The sequence below is a fragment of the Pseudomonas sp. CM27 genome (assembly GCF_013179515.1).
In the GTDB taxonomy this organism is placed as follows: Bacteria; Pseudomonadota; Gammaproteobacteria; order Pseudomonadales; family Pseudomonadaceae; genus Aquipseudomonas.
In genome coordinates this window covers 1-17664 of sequence record NZ_JABMCN010000117.1, presented here as the reverse complement: position 1 = coordinate 17664, position 17664 = coordinate 1, and the positions used below count along the sequence as shown (strand labels likewise).

Below are 17664 nucleotides of genomic sequence, written 5' to 3'. Positions count from 1 at the left end.
TCGGCCTGCCCCTGCACCTGGTAGCCGGCTTCGTCCAGCGCCATGGGCGCGGCAAACAACCAGCCAGGGCGGCTACCGGGGGCGACCGGCATGCTGCCCTGGGCGCCCTGCTCTCGCGCTTGCCAGGCGCACTCGGGGCGATGATCGGCTGCGGCGCTCAGGCCCTTGACTGCCTCATCCCCCAGCCGGGCGCGCAGGCGCTCGCGCAATTGCTCCCAGGGTTGCGCCTGTTGTGCTCGTGGGTCGAACAACGCATGGTGCTGCGGCACAAAGGCTGGCAGGTCTTCGGCAACCAGCCGCAGGTTGCGCACCGGGGCGGGAATGCGTAGCGGCTCCAGGCGCCCCCGGGCCAGCTCGAACAGCCTTGCGGCATCCCGCTCGGCCGCCAGCAGCCCCACCTTAAGCAAGGTGTCCGGCCCTTCGACGTGTTCCAGGTGCAGGCAGAACCGCTGAACACCACAGTCGCGCCCAGCCAGGAAGGCGGCCAGGTCATTGAGCATGCGCCGCAGCGGGAACAGCAGGGCCTGATGCGATTCGACGTCGAAATTCAGCTCAAGACGTGCTTCGAAGCGGTCCGGCGGCTGGTAGAAATCCAGGCCGAAATTGCGCAGGCCAAGCAATTGGTCAAGGTGCAACTGCACCTGGGCAGGAAAGCGTTTCGCCAGTGTGTCGCGCGGCAAGGCCAGCACCTGGCCCAGTTGCCGCAGCCCCATGCGAGCGAAGGCATCCGCGGCGTCGGCCGGCAAGCCGACACGCTCGATCGGCATGCCCAGGAGCGCCGCCCGGGTGTCGTCAGCATCGGGCACGGCCAGGCCGTCGTGACCATTGGCGAGCATGCGTGCCGCCACCGGGTTGCTGGCCAGGACGATGCGCTGACGCAGGCCCAACTCTGCGAGTTCCTGCCGCAATTGGGCCTCGAACGAGGGCCAGGGCCCGAATAGTTGCAGGCTGGAGCCCACCTCTAGCAACAGCGCCCGTGGATAATGCAGGCTGACCTGGGCACTGAAGCGGTAGGCCCAGGCTGCCAGCAGCTGCTGTACCTGATCGATGCGTCTGGGGTCGGCTTCGACACAGGTAAAGCCATCGGCCAGGGCGCGCGCCGCTGTCAGGGTTTGCCCGGCACGCAGGCCGAGCGCAGCAGCCGCCAGGTTGACCGCCTGCAACACGCGTCGCTGGGTGGGCCCGCCAACCAGCACCAGCGGCGTATCAGGGTCGTCACGCTCACGCAGGACGGTGTCGAGCGCCAGCTGCGGAAGCAGGATGCAGGCCCAGAGCATGTTGCATCAGCCCCGGCCCGGGCAGGCGATGGGCAGCGCTGGTGGCATGCCACCACGGCTTTTCAATACACGCCATTGCGCCGGCCGGGTGTCGACGGCAATGCGCAGCGCTGCGGGCGAAGGGTTGTGCGCCGCCTGTTGCGGCCTGCAGGCGAACGCCAGCGCCTGGCCGGTTTCAGCAGCCACCTGCAGGCGCCGCAAGGCACGGTCATCGGCACGTTCGGGCCAGCACAGCACCGCCGCGCAACTGCCCGAACGCAGGCACTGTTCGGCGGCCCACAAGGCATCGGCCGGCTCGGCATTTACCTGCACCAGCCAGCGCAGGTCCACCCCCGCCGCCTGCCAGGCCGGGGCGTAAGGAATGAAAGGCGGGGCCACCAGCACCACCCGGCTGGCTTCAGTACTCAGCCGGGCCAGGGTCGGCCACAGCAGTTGCAACTCACCGCAGCCTGGGCTGGCCAGCAGCAATTCGCTAAGCGCAGCCGCCGGCCAGCCACCTTCCGGCAGGCGTTCATCAAGGGCGGCATGGCCGGTTGGCTGCAACCCCAGTGGCCGCACCTGGGCCTGCCGGCCACGCCATACCCGGCGCTGATCGAGCAGCCTGTCGAGGTCGACCACCGCGCCCATCAGTCACGCCTCAGCAAGCCGCAGAACACGCCTTCGATGAAGAAGTCCTGTTCCGGCTGCACATCGATCGGTGCATAGGCGGGGTTGCGCGGCAGCAGCCGGTAGGCATTGCCCAGGCGTTGCAGGCGCTTGATGGTCACTTCGCCGTCCAGGCGCGCAACCACGATCTGGCCATCACGGGCATCGCCCTGCTGGCGAATGCCGACCAGGTCACCGTCGAAGATGCCGTCGTCCACCATCGAATCGCCGCGGACTTTCAACAGGTAGTCGGGGGTACGGCGGAACAGGCTGGGGTCGAGCAGCAACTGCTCGTGAATATCCAGGTCCGGGCCGATCGGGGCGCCTGCGGCCACCTGGCCGAGCACCGGTAATTCGAGGATTTCTGGCTTGCGCAAGGGTTCGGCCAAGCGAATGCCCCGCGCCTGATTGGGCGTGACATCGATATAACCGGCCTGGCACAGCGCGGTGATGTGCTTGCGCGCGACGCTGCGCGAGGCAAAACCGAAGCGCTCGGCGATATCGGCCAGGCTCGGTGGCTGGCCGTGGTCGGCGATACGCTCGCGAATGAAGTTGAAAATGGCGCGGCGTTTGGGGGTAAGATTGTCCATGGAGCACATTTGTACTCTTTTCGTGGCTCACTGAACAGCCCCCTTCGTCGTCAGCATTGGTTATGATCCCCTGGCTTGTGTTTTCTTGATCTGGATATCCCATGCTGACCGCCCTGCTGTTCGACCTCGACGGAACCCTTACCGACACTGACACCTTGCACCTGCAGGCCTTTCGCCAACTGCTGCACGAACACGACGGCCGCGAGCTGAGCCAGGCGCAGTTCGACGCGCAGGTCAGCGGCCGGGCCAACGGCGAGCTGTTCGCCGAGCTGTTCAGCGGTGCCAGTGCCGAACAGTGCCAGGTACTGGCCGACCGCAAGGAGGCGCTGTTCCGCGACATGTCGCCTGCGCTCGAGCCGATGCCGGGCCTGTTGCGTCTGCTGGGCTATGCCCAGGATCATGGCCTGGGCATGTGCGTGGTGACCAACGCGCCGCGGCTGAACGCCGAACACATGCTGAGCGCCATGGGGCTGGGGCAGCGATTCGAGCATGTGCTGGTGGCCGAGGAACTGGCACGGCCCAAGCCGGACCCGCTGCCCTACCTTACCGGGCTGCAGCGGCTGGGTGCTGAGGCTGGTCAGGCGCTGGCGTTCGAAGATTCGTTGCCGGGGGTTACGGCGGCCAGTGCTGCGGGGATCTTTACGGTTGGGGTGGCGACGACGCAGAGCCCGGAGCGGTTGCTGGCGGCGGGGGCTGGGTTGGTGATTGACGATTTTGAGGACCCGGCCTTGTGGGCGTTGATCGAAGGGCGGGGGTGATTCGAGGTGTATGACTGCGGGTTTTCAGCGCCTGTGAGATCGAGCGCCCACACACAACCCTGAAGCCCTACCCACCCCAACCACCGCGCTGCCAGGCCACCCCATGCTGATCGACGAAGAACTCACCCTCAAAAAGCTGGAAACCTTCCTCGCCTTCATGCGCACCGGCAACCTCGGCCGCGCCGCCGCCGAGCTGTCTACCAGCGCGGTCAGCGTGCACCGCGCCATCCACTCGCTGGAAAACGCGCTGCGCTGCCCGCTGTTCAAGCACGAGGGCCGCCAGCTGATCCCGCTGGAAAGTGCCTACGTGCTGGAGAAGAAAGCCCGCCAGCTGATCCAGGACGCCGAACAGATGGTGCGCCAGACCCGTGAGGCCGCCGGTTTCTACGCCGAACGCTTCCGCCTGGGCGCGCTCTATTCGCTGACGGTGAAAACCGTGCCCAAGCTGGTCATGGGCCTGAAACTGCGCCGCAGCGAACTGAATATCGACCTGACCCTGGGCTCGAACACCGACTTGCTCCAGCGCCTGAAAAACCACGAGCTGGAAGCCATCCTGGTCTCGCTGGACGAGAGCGTCAGCGACCCGGCCTGCGAGCAGCTGCCGCTGTTCTCCGACGACATCTTCCTCGCCGTCCCCACCGACTCGCCCTTCGCCGGGCAGCCCGAGGTGGACCTGGCCGACCTGGCCGACTCCACCTTCATCACCCTCACCCAAGGCTTCGCCACCCACCGCGATGGCGCGCGAGTGTTCCAGCAAGCCGGCTTCGAACCGAAGGTGGCCATGCAGGTGAACGACATCTTCACCTTGCTCAGCATGGTCAGCTCGGGCGTGGGCTTCGCCTTGCTGCCCGGGCGCATCGCCGCGGTTTACGAAAACCGCGTCAGGTTGATTGCCTTGCAGCCGCAGTATCGCCTGCAGCAGCATATCGGTGTGGTGTTTCTGAAGGCGCGGGAGCGTGAGCCGAACCTGCTGGCTCTGCTGGCGGAATGCCGGATGTACAGCCGGGAGCGCTGAGCCGCTGGGCGGCACATCGCCCTTGCAGCCACACCGCCACTGCCGCCAGCCCGGCAGGGATCAACAACGCTGCGAAAACCTGCGCAAAGCTCCAGCCCAGCGCCAGCATCTGGGCCCCGGCAAAGGCGCTGAGCACCGCGCCAATGCGGCCGATCCCACTCATCCAGCTGGCCCCTGTGGCCCGCGCTTCGGTGGGGTAGAACGCTGCCGCCAGTGCATTCATGCCAACGCTCGCGCCATTCAGGCCAAAGCCCACGGCGCTGGCAATCGCGCACAACCAGGCAAAGTCTCCGGCCACCTGGCCGATGGCAAAGATGACCGCGCCACTGAACAGGAAGGTCAGCATCAGTACCCGTTGCGGGTTGCAGCGGTCCATGGCCCACCCCACCGAAATCGCACCCAACGGCCCGCCTATCTGGAAACAGGCAGTGACAATGGCCGCTTCGGATACCGAAAAACCCCCGCCCTCCTTGACCAGCGTCGGCAACCAGCCGCTGAACAGGTAGACCAGGAACAACGCCAGTATGTAACCGGCCCAGAGCATGCAGGTGCCAAAGCGGTAGCGTGGCGAGAGGATGGTGCCGATCGCCCCACCCCTGCCCCTTGGGGTGACCGGCATGACGAAGGTGCAGTCGGCGTTGGCGTGCGCGGGTGACAGCCGGCGGACAATGGCCAGGATCCGCTGACGATCCGCACCTTTGCTGACCAGAAAGGTGACCGATTCCGGCAAGCGCCAGTACAGCAATGGCAAGGTCAGCAGCGGCAACACCCCCGCCAGCACCAGCACGCTGCGCCAGCCCAGGTTGGGGATCATCCAGGCGCTGACGAAACCACCGGCCGCAGCGCCAAGGGAGAACCCGCAGAAGGCCAGAGTGATCAGTAGCGAGCGGCTGCGTGCCGGGGCGTACTCGCTGACCAGGGTGCTGGCATTGGGCATGGCGGCGCCCAGGCCCAGCCCGGTCAGAAAGCGCAGCGCAACCAATGTTTCAAGGTCGGGTGAAAAGGCCGAGGCCAGGGTCCAGACGCCGAACAGCAGCACGCTGCACAGCAATACCGCCTTGCGCCCGTAGCGGTCGGCCAGGGGGCCGGCAATCAGGGCGCCGAGGGCCAGGCCGATCAGCGCAGCACTCAATACCGGACCCAGGCTCTGCGCGCCCAGGCCCCAGTCGCTTTTCAGCTGTGGGGCAATAAAACCGATGATGGCGACGTCCAGCCCATCCAGGGCAATGATCAGAAAGCCCAGGAACACCACCCATTTCTGGTAGCTGCCAATGGGTTGCTGGTCGATCAGTTGGCGCACGTCTAGCGTGTTGTTCATCTGGTAGCACCTGTTGTTGTTTTTATGGAGGTGTATCGGGGCCGCGTTGCGGCCCGATTGCCGGCACAGGCAGGATTACTGCCGGGCGAGGCTGGGTAACCGAACCGGCCGTAGGATCCGCGTCTCCTGCGCCACCACCAGGTCACGGGTGGCATGCAGATAGGCCGCAAAGTCCGGGTCGGCGTCACGCGCGGCACTGCGCTTCTCGAAGTCATCGAGGCTGGCATAACCCCACAAGTGCACCACCTGGTTCAGCGGCCCGATGCTGCTGGTGTAGAAGGCCAGCGGCGCCCCCAGGTGGCGCAGCAGGATCGGCATCGCCAGCTGGTCGAAGGCGTCGAGAAAAGCCGCCATGCAGCGCGGGCGGATGGTGTAGATGCGGTGATCGACGACGGCCTTGTCCATCACGCCACCTCCTGCGCAGTGCCCACTGCCGCAAGCCCCTGCTCGACACCCGCCAGGTGCCGCCCGGTGATGTAGCCGAAGGTCATGATCGGGCCCAGGGTGATGCCCGCACCGGGGTAGTTGCCGCCCATGATGCTGGCGCGGTCGTTGCCGACCGCATACAGGCCGTCGATGGCCTGCCCGTCTGCCGCCAACACCTCGCCGACCACGCTGGTACGTAGCCCGTCGAAGGTGCCCAGGTCGCCCATGATCACTTTCACGGCAAAGTACGGCCCCTCGCCCACCGGGGCCACACAGGGGTTGGGCCGCTGTTGCGGGTCAGCCAGGTAGCGGTTGAAGCTGGTGCTGCCGCGGCCGAACTGGCGGTCTTCGCCCTGCACCGCGCCAAGGTTGTACTCGCGCACGGTCTGCGCCAGCCCTTGCGCATCGATACCGGCCTTGCCTGCCAGCTCGGCCAGGGTGTTGCCCTTGAGCAGGTAACCGTTGCGCAGCAACGGCCCCAGCGGCATGGGAGCGGGCTTGGCAAAGCCCAGGCCGTATTTGCCCAGGGTGCGACGGTCGCACACCAGCCACATGGCCGTTTCAGCCTGCCCGGCACAGGCCTCGATCATGGCCGCACCAACGTCATGGTAGGAGTTCGACTCGTTGGTAAAGCGCCGCCCCGAACGCAACACGCCAATCACACCCGGCTTGTAGCGGTCGAGCAAATGCGGGAAGGCGATATGCCGCCCGCCCCCCATCGGCACCTTGGACACCGGCATCCACGCCGCTGCCGCTTGCAGGCGGATATCGACCTTGGCACCCAAGGCTTCCGCCATGCGCGCACCATCACCGGTGTTGCCCGCCGGCACCGGAGAAAAATGCTCGCCGCCGCGGCGCACATGCGGGTAGGCCTGGCGTAGCCGCTGCAGGTCATGGGAGAAGCCGCCACACGCCAGCACCACACCGCGCCGGGCCTGGATGGTCAGCTCGCTGTCGCCTTGGCCGACTTCTGCGCCCACCACCCGACCGCCTTCGCGCAGCAACCGGCGCGCCGGGGTACCGGTCAGGATCGGAATGCCCAGGTCCAGTGCCGAACGTACCAGCCGGGCCGCCAGGGCATTGCCGCTGGTGACCTGGGTACCGCGACGGTACAGGGCCAGCTCCTTCAGGTGGGTCATCAGGCGCTTGGCCACATACACGAAGGAGGTCAGCGAACGGGTCACATTGAAGAAATGCTTGAGGTCGGCATTCGACGAATTGAACATCATACCGATGAAGGTGATGGTTTTCAGCGGCGGGCGCAGGCGTGCCATGTCTGGCCCCAGGCCGCGAATATCGTAAGGTGCGGCCAGGATCGAGCGGCCAACGTCGACGCCACCTTCGATGTGCGGGTGATAGTCGGGGTACAGCGTGGGCACGAACTTCACCGCTGTCTCGCGCTCGAAAAATTCCACCATCTGCGGCGCGTAGCGCAAAAATGCCTCGACCCCGGCTGCGTCGTAACAGCCACCGGTTTCGTTGCGCAGGTAGGTCATGGCCGCTGCGTGGCTGTCGTTGGCCCCGTGCGCGGTACCGGGCACCCACAGCACGCCGCCGGAAAACGCCGTGGTGCCGCCAAAGCAGTCGTCCTTTTCGATCACGATCACATCCAGGCCGAGCTTTTTCGCGGTGATCGCCGTCGCCAGGCCGCCCGCGCCCGCGCCGACCACCAGTACATCACAGCTGCGCGTATTCATCGGCCTGCCCCCTCGAAGCCTGGGCGCGGGATCAGTGCCATGGGCATGCTCTCCAGGCCGCCATCCACGGTCAGCTCGGCACCGTTGATGTAGTCGGCACGCCGGCTGGCCAGGAACAGCACGGCGTCGGCGATGTCCTGCGGCTCGCCGATGCGCCGGTTGGCGGTCATCGCGCAGCGCTGGCGCTCGACCTGCGGGTCGGCATAGAACGCCGCCGACAACGGCGTGCGGATCAACCCCGGGCACACCGCGTTGCTGCGCACGCCCCGTGGCCCCCACTCCACCGCAAGCTGACGCGACAGCATGCTGACCCCGGCCTTGGCCACGCTGTAGGCGCCGCTGTCGGGTTGCGGGTAGTGGGCGGCAATCGAGGCCACGTGCACGATGCGCCCCTCGCCGCGCGCCAGCATCGAACGGCCGAACGCCTGGGCACACAGCAGGTAGCCACTGAGGTTGACCGCCAGCACCTGGTTCCATTGCTCCAGGGTCAGCTCGTCCAGCGCGCCGGGGCGCAGTACGCTGGCATTGTTGACCAGTACATCGCAGCGCCCGTGCAAGGCCTGCACCTGGGCCGCAGCCCGCTCCACACTGGCCGGGTCGGCGATGTCGCAGCCCAGCGCGCTGACCTCACCGACACTGCGCTCGCCGAGGGTGGCCGCCAGTTCGCGGCATTTGTCCAGGTCGCGGTCCAGCAACACCACATGGGCCTGCTGCTCTACCAGCGCGCCGGCCAGCGCCGCGCCAATGCCACCGGCAGCACCGGTGACCACGCAAACGGCTGAGTCCAGGCCCAACCAGCGAGAAGGAATATTGTTGTTGTGCATGCTGCTCTCCAGAATGTCGCTTGATCTGGGCCACAGCCTAGGGCCGGCAGGCACACCGGCAGAATGGACAAAACCTGCAACCCGCCCCACATTCCGGTCAATTTTCCCTTGCCCGCTGATGCCTGCGTGCAGCTGTGGCACAGTAGCCAGGTACCGATCAGAACAATTACAACGTCATGAACAAGATCCCCAACTACGCCCTGTACGGTGAAACCGCACAGCCGGTGTGGCACGAAGCCCTGCATGTGGAGCGGATCTCCCAGCGCTCCGGCGCGCACAACTGGGAAATCGCTGCGCACCGTCACGAAGGCTTGCTGCAGTTGCTGTACCTGCAGAGCGGTGGCGGGGAGGTGCTGTTCGACAGCCAACGGCTGCAGGTGCAGGCGCCCTGCGTGGTGTACATACCGGCGCAGGTGGTGCATGGCTTTCATTGGGCCGGCCAGGTCGAGGGCCAGGTGATCACTGCCGCGCAGCACCCGCTGGAAAGCATCACCCAGGTGCTGGCCCCGCACCTGCTGGCGCAAGTGCGCAAACCGCAGGTGGTGCCCCTGCCGCTGTGGGCCGACGACGAAGACCCGTTGCTGCCACTGTGCCGTGCCCTGCGCGAGGAATACCACAACCGCGCCCGCGAGCATGTGGCCAGCAGCATGGCATTGTTGTTGACGCTGTTGATCCAGGTTCTGCGCCATGAACCCCAAGTGCCCCAGGGCGAGCACCGCCCGGCGTCAAGGCGCAGCCAGCAGCTGACCAGCTTTCGCGAGCTGGTCGACATGCACTACCGCGCCCATTGGCCACTGGGGGACTATGCGGCGGCACTGGGCATGACCCTGGCGACCCTGGGGCGGCTGTGCCAGGAGCATCTGGGCATGACGCCGATGAATGTGATCAATGCCCGCCTGGTGCTGGAGGCCAAGCGCATGCTCGGGCATTCGAGCCTGAGCGTGAAGGAGATCGCCCACGAACTGGGGTTTGCCGATGTGGGGTATTTCAGCCGGTTTTTCCGCAAGCAGGCGGGAGTCAGCCCTAGCGGGTTTCGCGAAGGTCAATAGTCCTGCCCGGTACCGGCCCTGTGGAAGCGGGTTCACCCGCGAAAGGGCCGCTAGACCACCAAGGCCCGCTGCACCTCACCCACCGTGCTTGCCAGGCTGTTCAGGTGCAGGTTCAACACCCGTTCCACCGGTGCCTGGTCGAGCGGCCAGTGCAAGGCGATGCTCCCGGCCAGCCGCCCTTCGGCGTGCACCGGCAGGGCAATGGCGCGGATCAGGAACGGCAAGCGCACCGGGTACTCCCAGTGGCCTTCGGTGCGCTGGCCAAAGCCCTTGTGCGCATCCTCCTGCAGATCGCGCAGCACCGTGTCGTCGCGCAGCCGCTCATGGGCCGCCAGGCGCTGCACCTCATCGACCGCCAGCTCCCCCAGGCACGCCCGCCCCATCGCTGAATGGAACAGGCTGGCATGGTGGCCGACGATCTGGCAGGTGTGGGGATAGCGCTTGCGCAATACCTGTGGAATGGCACTTTCCATGACTTCCAGCCGCTCGCCGTCGAAACATGAAAGGTCGGCCACCAGCCCGGTGCGTTCGCTGAGCTCCAGCAGCATGGGCGCAGCGCTTTCCACCAGGCGCCGCTTGAAGCGCAGCTGGCGGTCACCGAACAGCCGTCGCGCACTCAGGCGGTAACGCCGGTCACTCAGGCCGCGGTACACCCAACCCTGCTCCTGCAAGGTGGCGAGCATGCGCGACACCGTGGCCTTGGGCAGCGTGGTCAGGTAGTGCAGTTCTTCCAGGCCCAGGGCCTGGTGTTCCCCCAGCAGGTCGACGATGGCCAGCGCCCGCTCCACCGAACGCACGCCGCCACTGTCTGCGCTAATACCCATGTGAATGACCTCCCTGTACTGGATGGTCAGCATAGCCAGCAAGATCCGCGCCTGCCCAGCGCTTTGCTCAGGCTTGCAGGCACCGGGGCGGGCAGCGCTGTACCCAACGGGTGAGCTGCTCGTGGGCGTACGCCAGCTGCAGCACTGCATGGTCGGCCTGGGCCGGGCCTATGATCTGCAGGCCCATGGGCAACCCGGCAGGGTTGAAACCGACCGGTACGCTGATGCTCGGCAAGCCGGCCAGGGTCGGCCCGATCACCACCTCCATCCAGCGGTGGTAAGTGTCCATCGGCCGCCCCCCGACCACCGTCGGCCACGGCTGCCGTGCATCGAAAGGGAACACTTGCGCCGATGGCAACAGCAGGAAATCGTAACGCTCGAACAGGCTGGCCAGCGCGCGGTACCAGTCGCTGCGGTGCAGCGAGGCCTGGTAAACCGCCGCCGCCGTCAGCTGCAGGCCGCCCTCCACTTCCCACTGCGCCTCGGGCTTGAGCAAGGCACGGCTGGCCGGGTCGACATAGGCCGCCGCCAGGTTGCCGTGCACCAGGAAGTGGCGGTGGGTCAGCCAGCATTGCCACAAACGGGTCAGGTCGAAGGCCGGCTGGCAGGCCTCGACCCGGCAGCCCAGTTCAGCGAAGTCGGCGAGGGCCGCCTCGCACAGGGCCATCACCCCGTCGTCCATCGGCAGGTAGCCGTTGTAGTCGCCCAGCCAACCGATCCGCACGCCACGGAAATCGCGCTGCAACTGCGCAGCAAAATCGCGCCGGCCGTCACTCAGCGACAGCGGCACCCGCGCATCACTGCCGGCCTGAATCGACAGCAATCGCGCCACATCAACCACGCTGCGGCCCATCGGCCCCTCGGTGGCCAGTTGCTGAACGAACAGCTCGGGCGCCGGGCCATGGGGCACGCGGCCCTGCGAAGGGCGCAGGCCGAACACGTTGTTGAACGCCGCCGGGTTGCGCAGCGAGCCCATCATGTCGCTGCCGTCGGCCACCGGCAGCAAGCGCATGGCCAGCGCCGCGGCTGCCCCACCGCTGCTGCCACCGGCCACCCGGGCGTGGTCATAGGCATTGGTGGTGGTGCCGAACAGGCTGTTATAGGTCTGCGAGCCAAGGCCGAACTCAGGCACATTGCTCTTGCCAACGATCACTGCCCCGCTGGCCCGCACCCGCGCCACACTGATTGCATCCTGCTCGGGCACGTGCTCGGCAAACAGCGGCGAACCCAGGGTGGTGCGCAGCCCGGCGGTGGCGGCCAGGTCCTTGATTGCCTGCGGCATGCCATGCATCCAGCCGCGCGAGTGGCCACGGGCCAGTTCGCGGTCCCGCTCATCGGCTTCCACCAGCAGCCCTTCGGCCGGGCGCAGCGACACCAGGGCGTTGACCTGCGGGTTGAAACGTTCGATGTGCCCCAGGTAGGCCTGCATCACCTCGCGGCACGACACCTGACGGGCATGGATGGCCTGCGACAACGCCTCGGCATCGAGGACAACAATGGGGTCGATGGCTAGCGGCTTCACGGTTTTACTCCAAAGTTGAAGGCGGCAGGCTTGCTCGCCCGTGGTGCTTCTTTCAGGCAGTAGGTGCCCAGCAGCGTCAGCAGGCAGGCGAACAGTACGTAGAACGAAGGCGCCACCGGGGTGCCAAGCACCTTGGTCAGCCACGTGACGATCAACGGCGCAAAGCCACCAAACACCATCACCGCAACGTTATAGGCGACCGACACGCCGGTGGAGCGCACCTCGACCGGGAACTGCTCGGCCAGGGCGGTGGGTGCCGGGCCGAAGAAACCGCCGATGGCGGTACACAGCAACAGTTGCATCACCAGCAGGCGTTCGATGGATGGCGCAGCGGCCACCCAGACGTACAGCGGGTAGACCATGACGAAGAACGCCAGGGTAAAGGCCATCAGCACCGGGCGCCGCCCCACCCGGTCCGATAACGCCCCGGCCAGGGGAATGACTACGGTCATCAGCGCTACTGCCAGCATCTGCACCAGCAGCACCTGGTCCAGCGGCAACCCCAGGCTCTGGTGGGCAAAGGTCGGCATGTTCACCAGCACCACATAGAACGACACAGTCGCACCACAAGCCAGGCCCATCGACACCAGCAGGCTGCGCCGGTGCTCACGCAGCACCTGCAACAAGCCGGGCGACTGGCCCTTGGCCTGGCGGCGCGCCTGGATGAATTCCTCGGGTTCCTCCATGTGCTTGCGAATCCACAGCCCCACCGGGCCGATCAGCAGGCCCAGCACAAACGGGATCCGCCAGCCCCAGCTGTCCAGCGCAGCAGGTGAGCACAGGTGCGTGACCAGCGCCACCATCGACGCCCCGGCAAACACCGCCAGGCATTGCCCCACCAGCTGCCACGAGCCATACAAGCCCTTGCGGTGGGCCGGCGCGCTTTCCACCAGGAAGGCCGTGGCGCTGGCGTACTCGCCACCGGTGGCAAAGCCCTGCAGCATGCGCGCCACCACGATCAGCAGCGGCGCGGCCATGCCGATGGCCAGGTAGTCGGGGGCAAAGGCAATCATGGCGATCGACACCGTCATCAGCCGGATGATCAGCTGCATCGCCGCCTTGCGGCCCTTGCGGTCAGAATACATGCCCAGCAGCACGCCGCCGACCGGGCGCATGAAGAAACCGACGCCGAAGGTGGCCAGGGCCATCAGCAGCGAGGCGTACTCGTCGTCGGACGGGAAAAACTGCCGGGCGATGATGCTGGCCAGAAAGCCATACACGATAAAGTCATACCACTCCAAGGCGTTGCCGATAACGGCCGCTACCACTTGCCGGGTACGCGACACGCCGGTGCTCGAAGTCTGCATAGGAACACTCCACAGGATGATTGGGTGATCGCCCAGGCGCGGTCGCGCCCGGGTTCCAGCGGCAGTCGTGAAAAAGGCAGGTCAGGCGGGCGCGAGCCAGCGCTCTGCCAGGGCGCCCCAGTAGGCGGCGCCGGTCAGCAGAATGTCGTCGTTGAAGTCGTAGGCGGGGTTGTGCACCATCGGCCGCGCCACGCCGTTGCCAATGAACAGGTAGGCGCCGGGGCAGCGTTGCAGCATCCAGGCAAAGTCCTCGCTGCCCATCAGCTTGCGGGTGTTGCCGTCCACTGCGTCGGCGCCCAGCAACTCCACCCCTACCTGGGTGGCGAAGGCGTTTTCTGCGGCATGGTTGACCAGCACCGGGTAGGCCGGGCGGTGTTCAAGGGTGGCGCGGCAGCCAAAGCTTTCGGCCTGGCTGACGATGATCGCCCGCACCCGCTCCAGGGTCAGCGCCCGTACCTGGGCATCGAGCGCACGCAGGCTCAGGCGCAGCACCGCCTGTTGCGGGATCACGTTGGCCGCTTCGCCAGCCTGCAAGGCGCCGACGGTGACCACCGCCGCTTCCTGCGCATCGATATTGCGCGCCACCACCGTTTGCAGCGCCATCACCACACTGGCGGCGGCCACCAGCGGGTCCACGGTCAGGTGCGGCATCGAGCCGTGCCCGCCGACCCCTTCGAGGGTGACCGTTAGCAAGTCCTGCGAAGCCATCATCGGCCCCTCGCGAAAGCCCAGGTGCCCGGCTGGCAAGCCTGGCATGTTGTGCATGCCGAACAGCGCATCGCAGGGGAAGCGCTGCAGCAGGCCATCGGCGAGCATCGCCTCGGCACCGCCCTGCCCCTCTTCTGCCGGCTGGAAGATCAGCGTCAGGGTGCCATCGAACTGCCGGGTCGCCGCCAGGTAGCGCGCCGCCCCCAGCAGCATGGTGGTGTGCCCATCGTGGCCGCAGGCGTGCATGCACCCCTGGTGCTGGCTGCTGTAGGCCGCGCCGGTGGCTTCGTGAATAGGCAGCGCGTCCATGTCGGCGCGCAGGCCCAGGCGGCGTGGGCTGCTGCCATTGCGCAGCACGCCGACCACGCCGGTCTTGCCGATGCCGGTGTGCACCTCGTAGCCCCACGCCTCGAGCAATTGGGCGACCAGCGCCGAGGTGCGGCTTTCTTCAAAGCCCAGTTCCGGGTGAGCGTGGATATCGTGGCGGATAGCGTGAAGGTCGCTGGCCACGTCGTTCAGCCAGGCCAGGATGTGCTGATGTCGGGACATGTTGGAGTCTCCTTGCGCGGGTGGTTTCCCGTTCTTGTTGTTCGCTTGAGGTCACGACGGGTGAGGCAGGTCGTGCTGTGAGACAGATAAGCGCGAGGCGTGGTGGAGTACAACCGAAACTGGTTTCACACGGTGGAACCGAAAGAGGGCGACTGGCGGGCAAGGCGGTTGGTAGTGCAGTCAGGCGTGCGGGTGAAATGCAGGAAGTGGCCGAGGACGTTCTCTATGCTGCGAAGGTGTCGCCGTTGCGGTTGATTACCGCGGGCAGCTGGCCATGTTCATCGTAGCGGTACTGGGTGAGCGTTTCGACGACCTGGCTGTCGACCACGCGCTTGATGTGGGTCAGTGTGCCGTCGGGGGTAAAGACCAATCACAAAAAACCTCGCATAGAGGCTAGGCAGGGCTGAAGTCTGACGCATATGCAATACATGCCACCACGATGCCGCGAACTTCACGCCCCATCAGCTAAACCCTGTAAATATAAAATTTCGAATGATCATTAAAAAAATACAGGCCAACCAAATGGTCACCAACTCGCTCGACGAATATCTCCGTACCAGCCATGCTATTAGGGGCATATGCAATCATTGAAGACACCCGCCGACCTTCATACCTATACTCATAACACCAGAATTCACCATCATCTTCCAAGCGACACGAGATATAAGGGACGCCGCTTTCAAAGATCACACCAGAAGCGCGAACTGCATCTCCACTATCATCAAATCGAACTGACGACCTAAATTGACCTTCGTTCTGATATATTTCAGCCTCTATTATTGTCGAGCTCACACCGTATATATCTGACCTATAAAAGCCTCCTACCCCAGAACAATAAAACTTAAAGCAATTCCTTTTGCTTTTCGGCTCATTGTCCAGAATAGGATACGGAGTGACCCCTGCCAACTCTAATCCAAAAGGCACTATTGAAAAACCAGGACCCTTCGACCACTTCACATCCTCACCTTGGCCCCGCTGCGCACCCACAACTTCAGGAGGATTCATTTCAAGTTTAGACTGTAAGCTTTCGAGCAAAAATTTAAATTTATCAGGAACCACAACTACCTCCTAAGAGAAAATGTCGGATTCATGTTTTAGACCAGACACAAAAGCATCAAATGCCTCAATAAGCCAACGATACGCATTTAATTGATCTTCAGGCATGCCACAATTATGTGTCATAGAAAAACTGCTTGAATGCATCGGTTAAACCAGTGGATATCTGCCCTTGAGATACTGCAACACCATTTACATCAACCGCCGACTCAGACTTTGATAACTTTATTGACATGATAACCGCTCAAATAAGCATCTTCCGGTATTGGTTTATGGAGCGTGACCTGTAAGCCAGCCTTCAGCTGATTCCAAAATATTTTAACGTCATCGTAGACCCGGTTCATTTCAGAACTCTAACTTGTTGGCCGCCGTATACCGGGAAACAAAAACTCTTTTGATGGATCCCAGTTAACACCAGTTTCTCGATAGTTTTTGATTCGCAAAATAATTTTTCCGGAATCACCCACCATCCCACAAAGCTCATAGCGATGAATTAACGCCAAGTCGACATCTGGAGACAGAAAATCCTTAATCATACGCGCACCGATATTCGAATAATTCTCCGATAACTCTATAAGTTTCGCACCGGTATCTCCAGGGCTGCCAAATATTGCTGAAAGCATGAGCTTCTCCGCAGGACGCGCATTCGGCACCACAGAATCACTTGAGACTACACATGAGAAAATTTGTTTTATGTTTTTTATTGATACAAAAATAGTGAACAACAAATCAACGCTATTCAAATCGATATCTTTCCAGTTGTCATCTTCCCTGAAGACATTAAAAACCTCCAAAAGGTGATTATTTCTCATCTGAGCGATAGTATGCACACCCGCTTCTACATTGATACTTAAAACCAGGCCTTCTTGCCACTTTAAAGATTTCAGCATGTTGTGATTCCTTTAACTGTCCCGCTAGCTTTAGCATTACCACTCGGAGCTAAGCCAGTAGATCTCCGGATAACCTTCTGAAATAGACAATATAAAATTTTTAACCAAAAGCTGCTCCAACAAGACCTTCTACTCAGCAACATGCCAATTACTCGATCTTAATCTATCCTATCAAGCACACATGGAAAAGTCCTATAATCGCTCACCCAGGCGGCACTGAAAAAAGCGAGTACCTATAAGCAGTTATGCACCTATGTTGCAATGCTGAACCTTTCATATCGCCAAAAACCTAATAAGAGGTGCGCCAGAGCCGCACCTCAATACCCACGCAACACAAACTCCCCCCCTAAATTAAAACTTCATAAAAGCATCGTTTTCAAAATAATACTTAAAGGCTTCAAAATAATCTTCAACTTTAGCTGAGGGCAATTGTCGATCCGTATACTCAATTACATCTTGTATCATAGGGGTATCCAGCGTTTCAATCCACCCTTCACTCGCCACCTGAGGAGGAAGATAATCAGTGGAATCCGCAGGGAAGTCACGACTATCTAGCGAAAATGCTCCCTTTGTATCTAAATTCCATCCTGAGTTCGGAAGGTAAAACCAAGAGTCTGGCATCTTATCCAGATTTTCTAAGACTTCTCGTATGCTATAAGTTTTCATAATTACCTCAACACGACGTACTTTGTAATTTCTCAAATCTACCCTTTTGATTCGGGTGCAAGCTGGTCTGCACTGGCCCTTTCGTAAACTCCAGCGGCGTACCAATCTGATCCGTATGGAAGTAGTAGAGCTTCTGCCCTTCCCCTTCGACCTGATCAACCCGAGCTAATGGCGCATAGGTACCTGGTTCATACAGGTAGAGAATGCTCTGCCCCGGCGTCTTCTCGCGCAGCATCCTCAACCCTTGCCACAGAAAGCGCTTCTGCTCGACCTGGCCATTGATCTCAGCCTGCTTGGCTACCCGCCGCCCTAAGCTGTCATAGCGATACTCACCCCGACTTTCCAGCTTGCCATTGACCAGCGTCTCCGCCCGCACCAGCCGGTTCTCGCAGTCATAGCTGAAGTGCTGCAGCTTGCCGGTCCCCGAGCGCTTTTCGATCAGGTTACCCCAAGGGTCATAGCGATACTCCTGATCACGCCACCGCTTGATCCGGTTGTCCTTGACCTTGTCGAACTGCCGCGCATTGAAGTCCAGCCGGTTCG

General features: G+C 63.0%; 17 protein-coding genes and 2 pseudogenes. 3 read left to right on the top strand and 16 right to left on the bottom strand.

Features of this window, described 5'->3' with window-relative positions; all coding sequences use genetic code 11:
• The 3 genes from HP547_RS15810 to lexA all read right to left on the bottom strand — a co-directional run.
• The coding region (locus HP547_RS15810) for a DNA polymerase Y family protein (RefSeq protein ID WP_172286778.1) at window positions 1-1277 on the bottom strand (1277 nt) is incomplete at its 3' end.
• Between the two features lie 6 nt (window positions 1278-1283).
• Window positions 1284-1904 carry a translesion DNA synthesis-associated protein ImuA gene (imuA, locus tag HP547_RS15805; RefSeq protein ID WP_172230559.1) on the bottom strand — a complete coding sequence of 207 codons (621 nt, stop codon included), beginning with the start codon at window positions 1902-1904 and terminating at the stop codon, window positions 1284-1286.
• The gene (gene lexA, locus HP547_RS15800; protein WP_172286777.1) at window positions 1904-2521 is read right to left on the bottom strand and encodes a transcriptional repressor LexA; all 618 of its coding nucleotides are present in this window, start codon (window positions 2519-2521) and stop codon (window positions 1904-1906) included. Before lexA ends, imuA begins: the two co-directional genes overlap by 1 nt.
• Window positions 2522-2613: 92 nt before the next feature.
• Between lexA and HP547_RS15795 the strand changes: the two genes are divergently transcribed.
• Both HP547_RS15795 and HP547_RS15790 read left to right on the top strand, forming a co-directional pair.
• Window positions 2614-3270: an HAD family phosphatase gene (locus HP547_RS15795; protein WP_172230565.1), complete on the top strand. Its 657-nt coding sequence runs from the start codon at window positions 2614-2616 to the stop codon at window positions 3268-3270.
• 103 nt (window positions 3271-3373) lie between these two features.
• Complete coding sequence (locus tag HP547_RS15790) at window positions 3374-4285, top strand: LysR substrate-binding domain-containing protein (RefSeq protein WP_172286776.1); 912 nt, start codon at window positions 3374-3376, stop codon at window positions 4283-4285.
• Here the strand turns inward: HP547_RS15790 and HP547_RS15785 are convergent.
• From HP547_RS15785 to HP547_RS15770, 4 genes and pseudogenes are all read right to left on the bottom strand, one after another.
• Window positions 4221-5603, bottom strand: a pseudogene (locus tag HP547_RS15785) (MFS transporter); the annotation flags it as partial. The gene HP547_RS15790 and the pseudogene HP547_RS15785 sit on opposite strands and share 65 nt — an antisense overlap.
• Window positions 5604-5678: 75 nt before the next feature.
• A complete protein-coding gene (locus HP547_RS15780; RefSeq protein ID WP_172232130.1) occupies window positions 5679-6008 on the bottom strand; it encodes an NIPSNAP family protein in 330 nt (109 codons plus the stop codon).
• Window positions 6008-7726 (bottom strand): FAD-dependent oxidoreductase, encoded by a 1719-nt coding sequence (locus tag HP547_RS15775; RefSeq protein WP_172286775.1) that lies wholly within the window; start codon window positions 7724-7726, stop codon window positions 6008-6010. The genes HP547_RS15780 and HP547_RS15775 overlap by 1 nt, the downstream gene beginning before the upstream one ends.
• Window positions 7723-8550, bottom strand: coding sequence for an SDR family NAD(P)-dependent oxidoreductase (locus tag HP547_RS15770; protein WP_172232124.1), 828 nt, complete (start codon window positions 8548-8550; stop codon window positions 7723-7725). The genes HP547_RS15775 and HP547_RS15770 overlap by 4 nt, the downstream gene beginning before the upstream one ends.
• A gap of 176 nt (window positions 8551-8726) precedes the next feature.
• Here HP547_RS15770 and HP547_RS15765 point away from each other — a divergent pair, with 176 nt between their 5' ends.
• Window positions 8727-9599 carry a helix-turn-helix domain-containing protein gene (locus tag HP547_RS15765; protein ID WP_172229990.1) on the top strand — a complete coding sequence of 291 codons (873 nt, stop codon included), beginning with the start codon at window positions 8727-8729 and terminating at the stop codon, window positions 9597-9599.
• Between the two features lie 50 nt (window positions 9600-9649).
• Here HP547_RS15765 and HP547_RS15760 read toward each other — a convergent pair whose 3' ends face one another.
• The 9 genes and pseudogenes from HP547_RS15760 to HP547_RS15720 all read right to left on the bottom strand — a co-directional run.
• Entirely contained in the window at window positions 9650-10423 is a 774-nt protein-coding gene (locus tag HP547_RS15760; protein ID WP_172229987.1) for an IclR family transcriptional regulator, read from the bottom strand.
• Window positions 10424-10490: 67 nt separating this feature from the next.
• The gene (locus tag HP547_RS15755; protein ID WP_172286774.1) at window positions 10491-11945 is read right to left on the bottom strand and encodes an amidase; all 1455 of its coding nucleotides are present in this window, start codon (window positions 11943-11945) and stop codon (window positions 10491-10493) included.
• Window positions 11942-13252 (bottom strand): citrate-proton symporter, encoded by a 1311-nt coding sequence (locus HP547_RS15750; RefSeq protein WP_172286773.1) that lies wholly within the window; start codon window positions 13250-13252, stop codon window positions 11942-11944. The genes HP547_RS15755 and HP547_RS15750 overlap by 4 nt, the downstream gene beginning before the upstream one ends.
• 81 nt (window positions 13253-13333) lie before the next feature.
• Window positions 13334-14509 (bottom strand): M20 aminoacylase family protein, encoded by a 1176-nt coding sequence (locus HP547_RS15745; RefSeq protein ID WP_172286772.1) that lies wholly within the window; start codon window positions 14507-14509, stop codon window positions 13334-13336.
• A 223-nt stretch (window positions 14510-14732) separates the two neighbouring features.
• Window positions 14733-14879 carry a hypothetical protein gene (locus HP547_RS15740; RefSeq protein ID WP_256676352.1) on the bottom strand — a complete coding sequence of 49 codons (147 nt, stop codon included), beginning with the start codon at window positions 14877-14879 and terminating at the stop codon, window positions 14733-14735.
• A gap of 95 nt (window positions 14880-14974) precedes the next feature.
• Window positions 14975-15568, bottom strand: a complete 594-nt coding sequence (locus HP547_RS15735; RefSeq protein WP_172286771.1) for a hypothetical protein — start codon at window positions 15566-15568, stop codon at window positions 14975-14977.
• A 350-nt stretch (window positions 15569-15918) separates the two neighbouring features.
• Window positions 15919-16455 carry a hypothetical protein gene (locus tag HP547_RS15730; protein WP_172286770.1) on the bottom strand — a complete coding sequence of 179 codons (537 nt, stop codon included), beginning with the start codon at window positions 16453-16455 and terminating at the stop codon, window positions 15919-15921.
• Between the two features lie 351 nt (window positions 16456-16806).
• Complete coding sequence (locus HP547_RS15725) at window positions 16807-17121, bottom strand: hypothetical protein (protein WP_172286769.1); 315 nt, start codon at window positions 17119-17121, stop codon at window positions 16807-16809.
• Between the two features lie 7 nt (window positions 17122-17128).
• Window positions 17129-17664: pseudogene (locus HP547_RS15720) on the bottom strand (hypothetical protein); the annotation flags it as partial.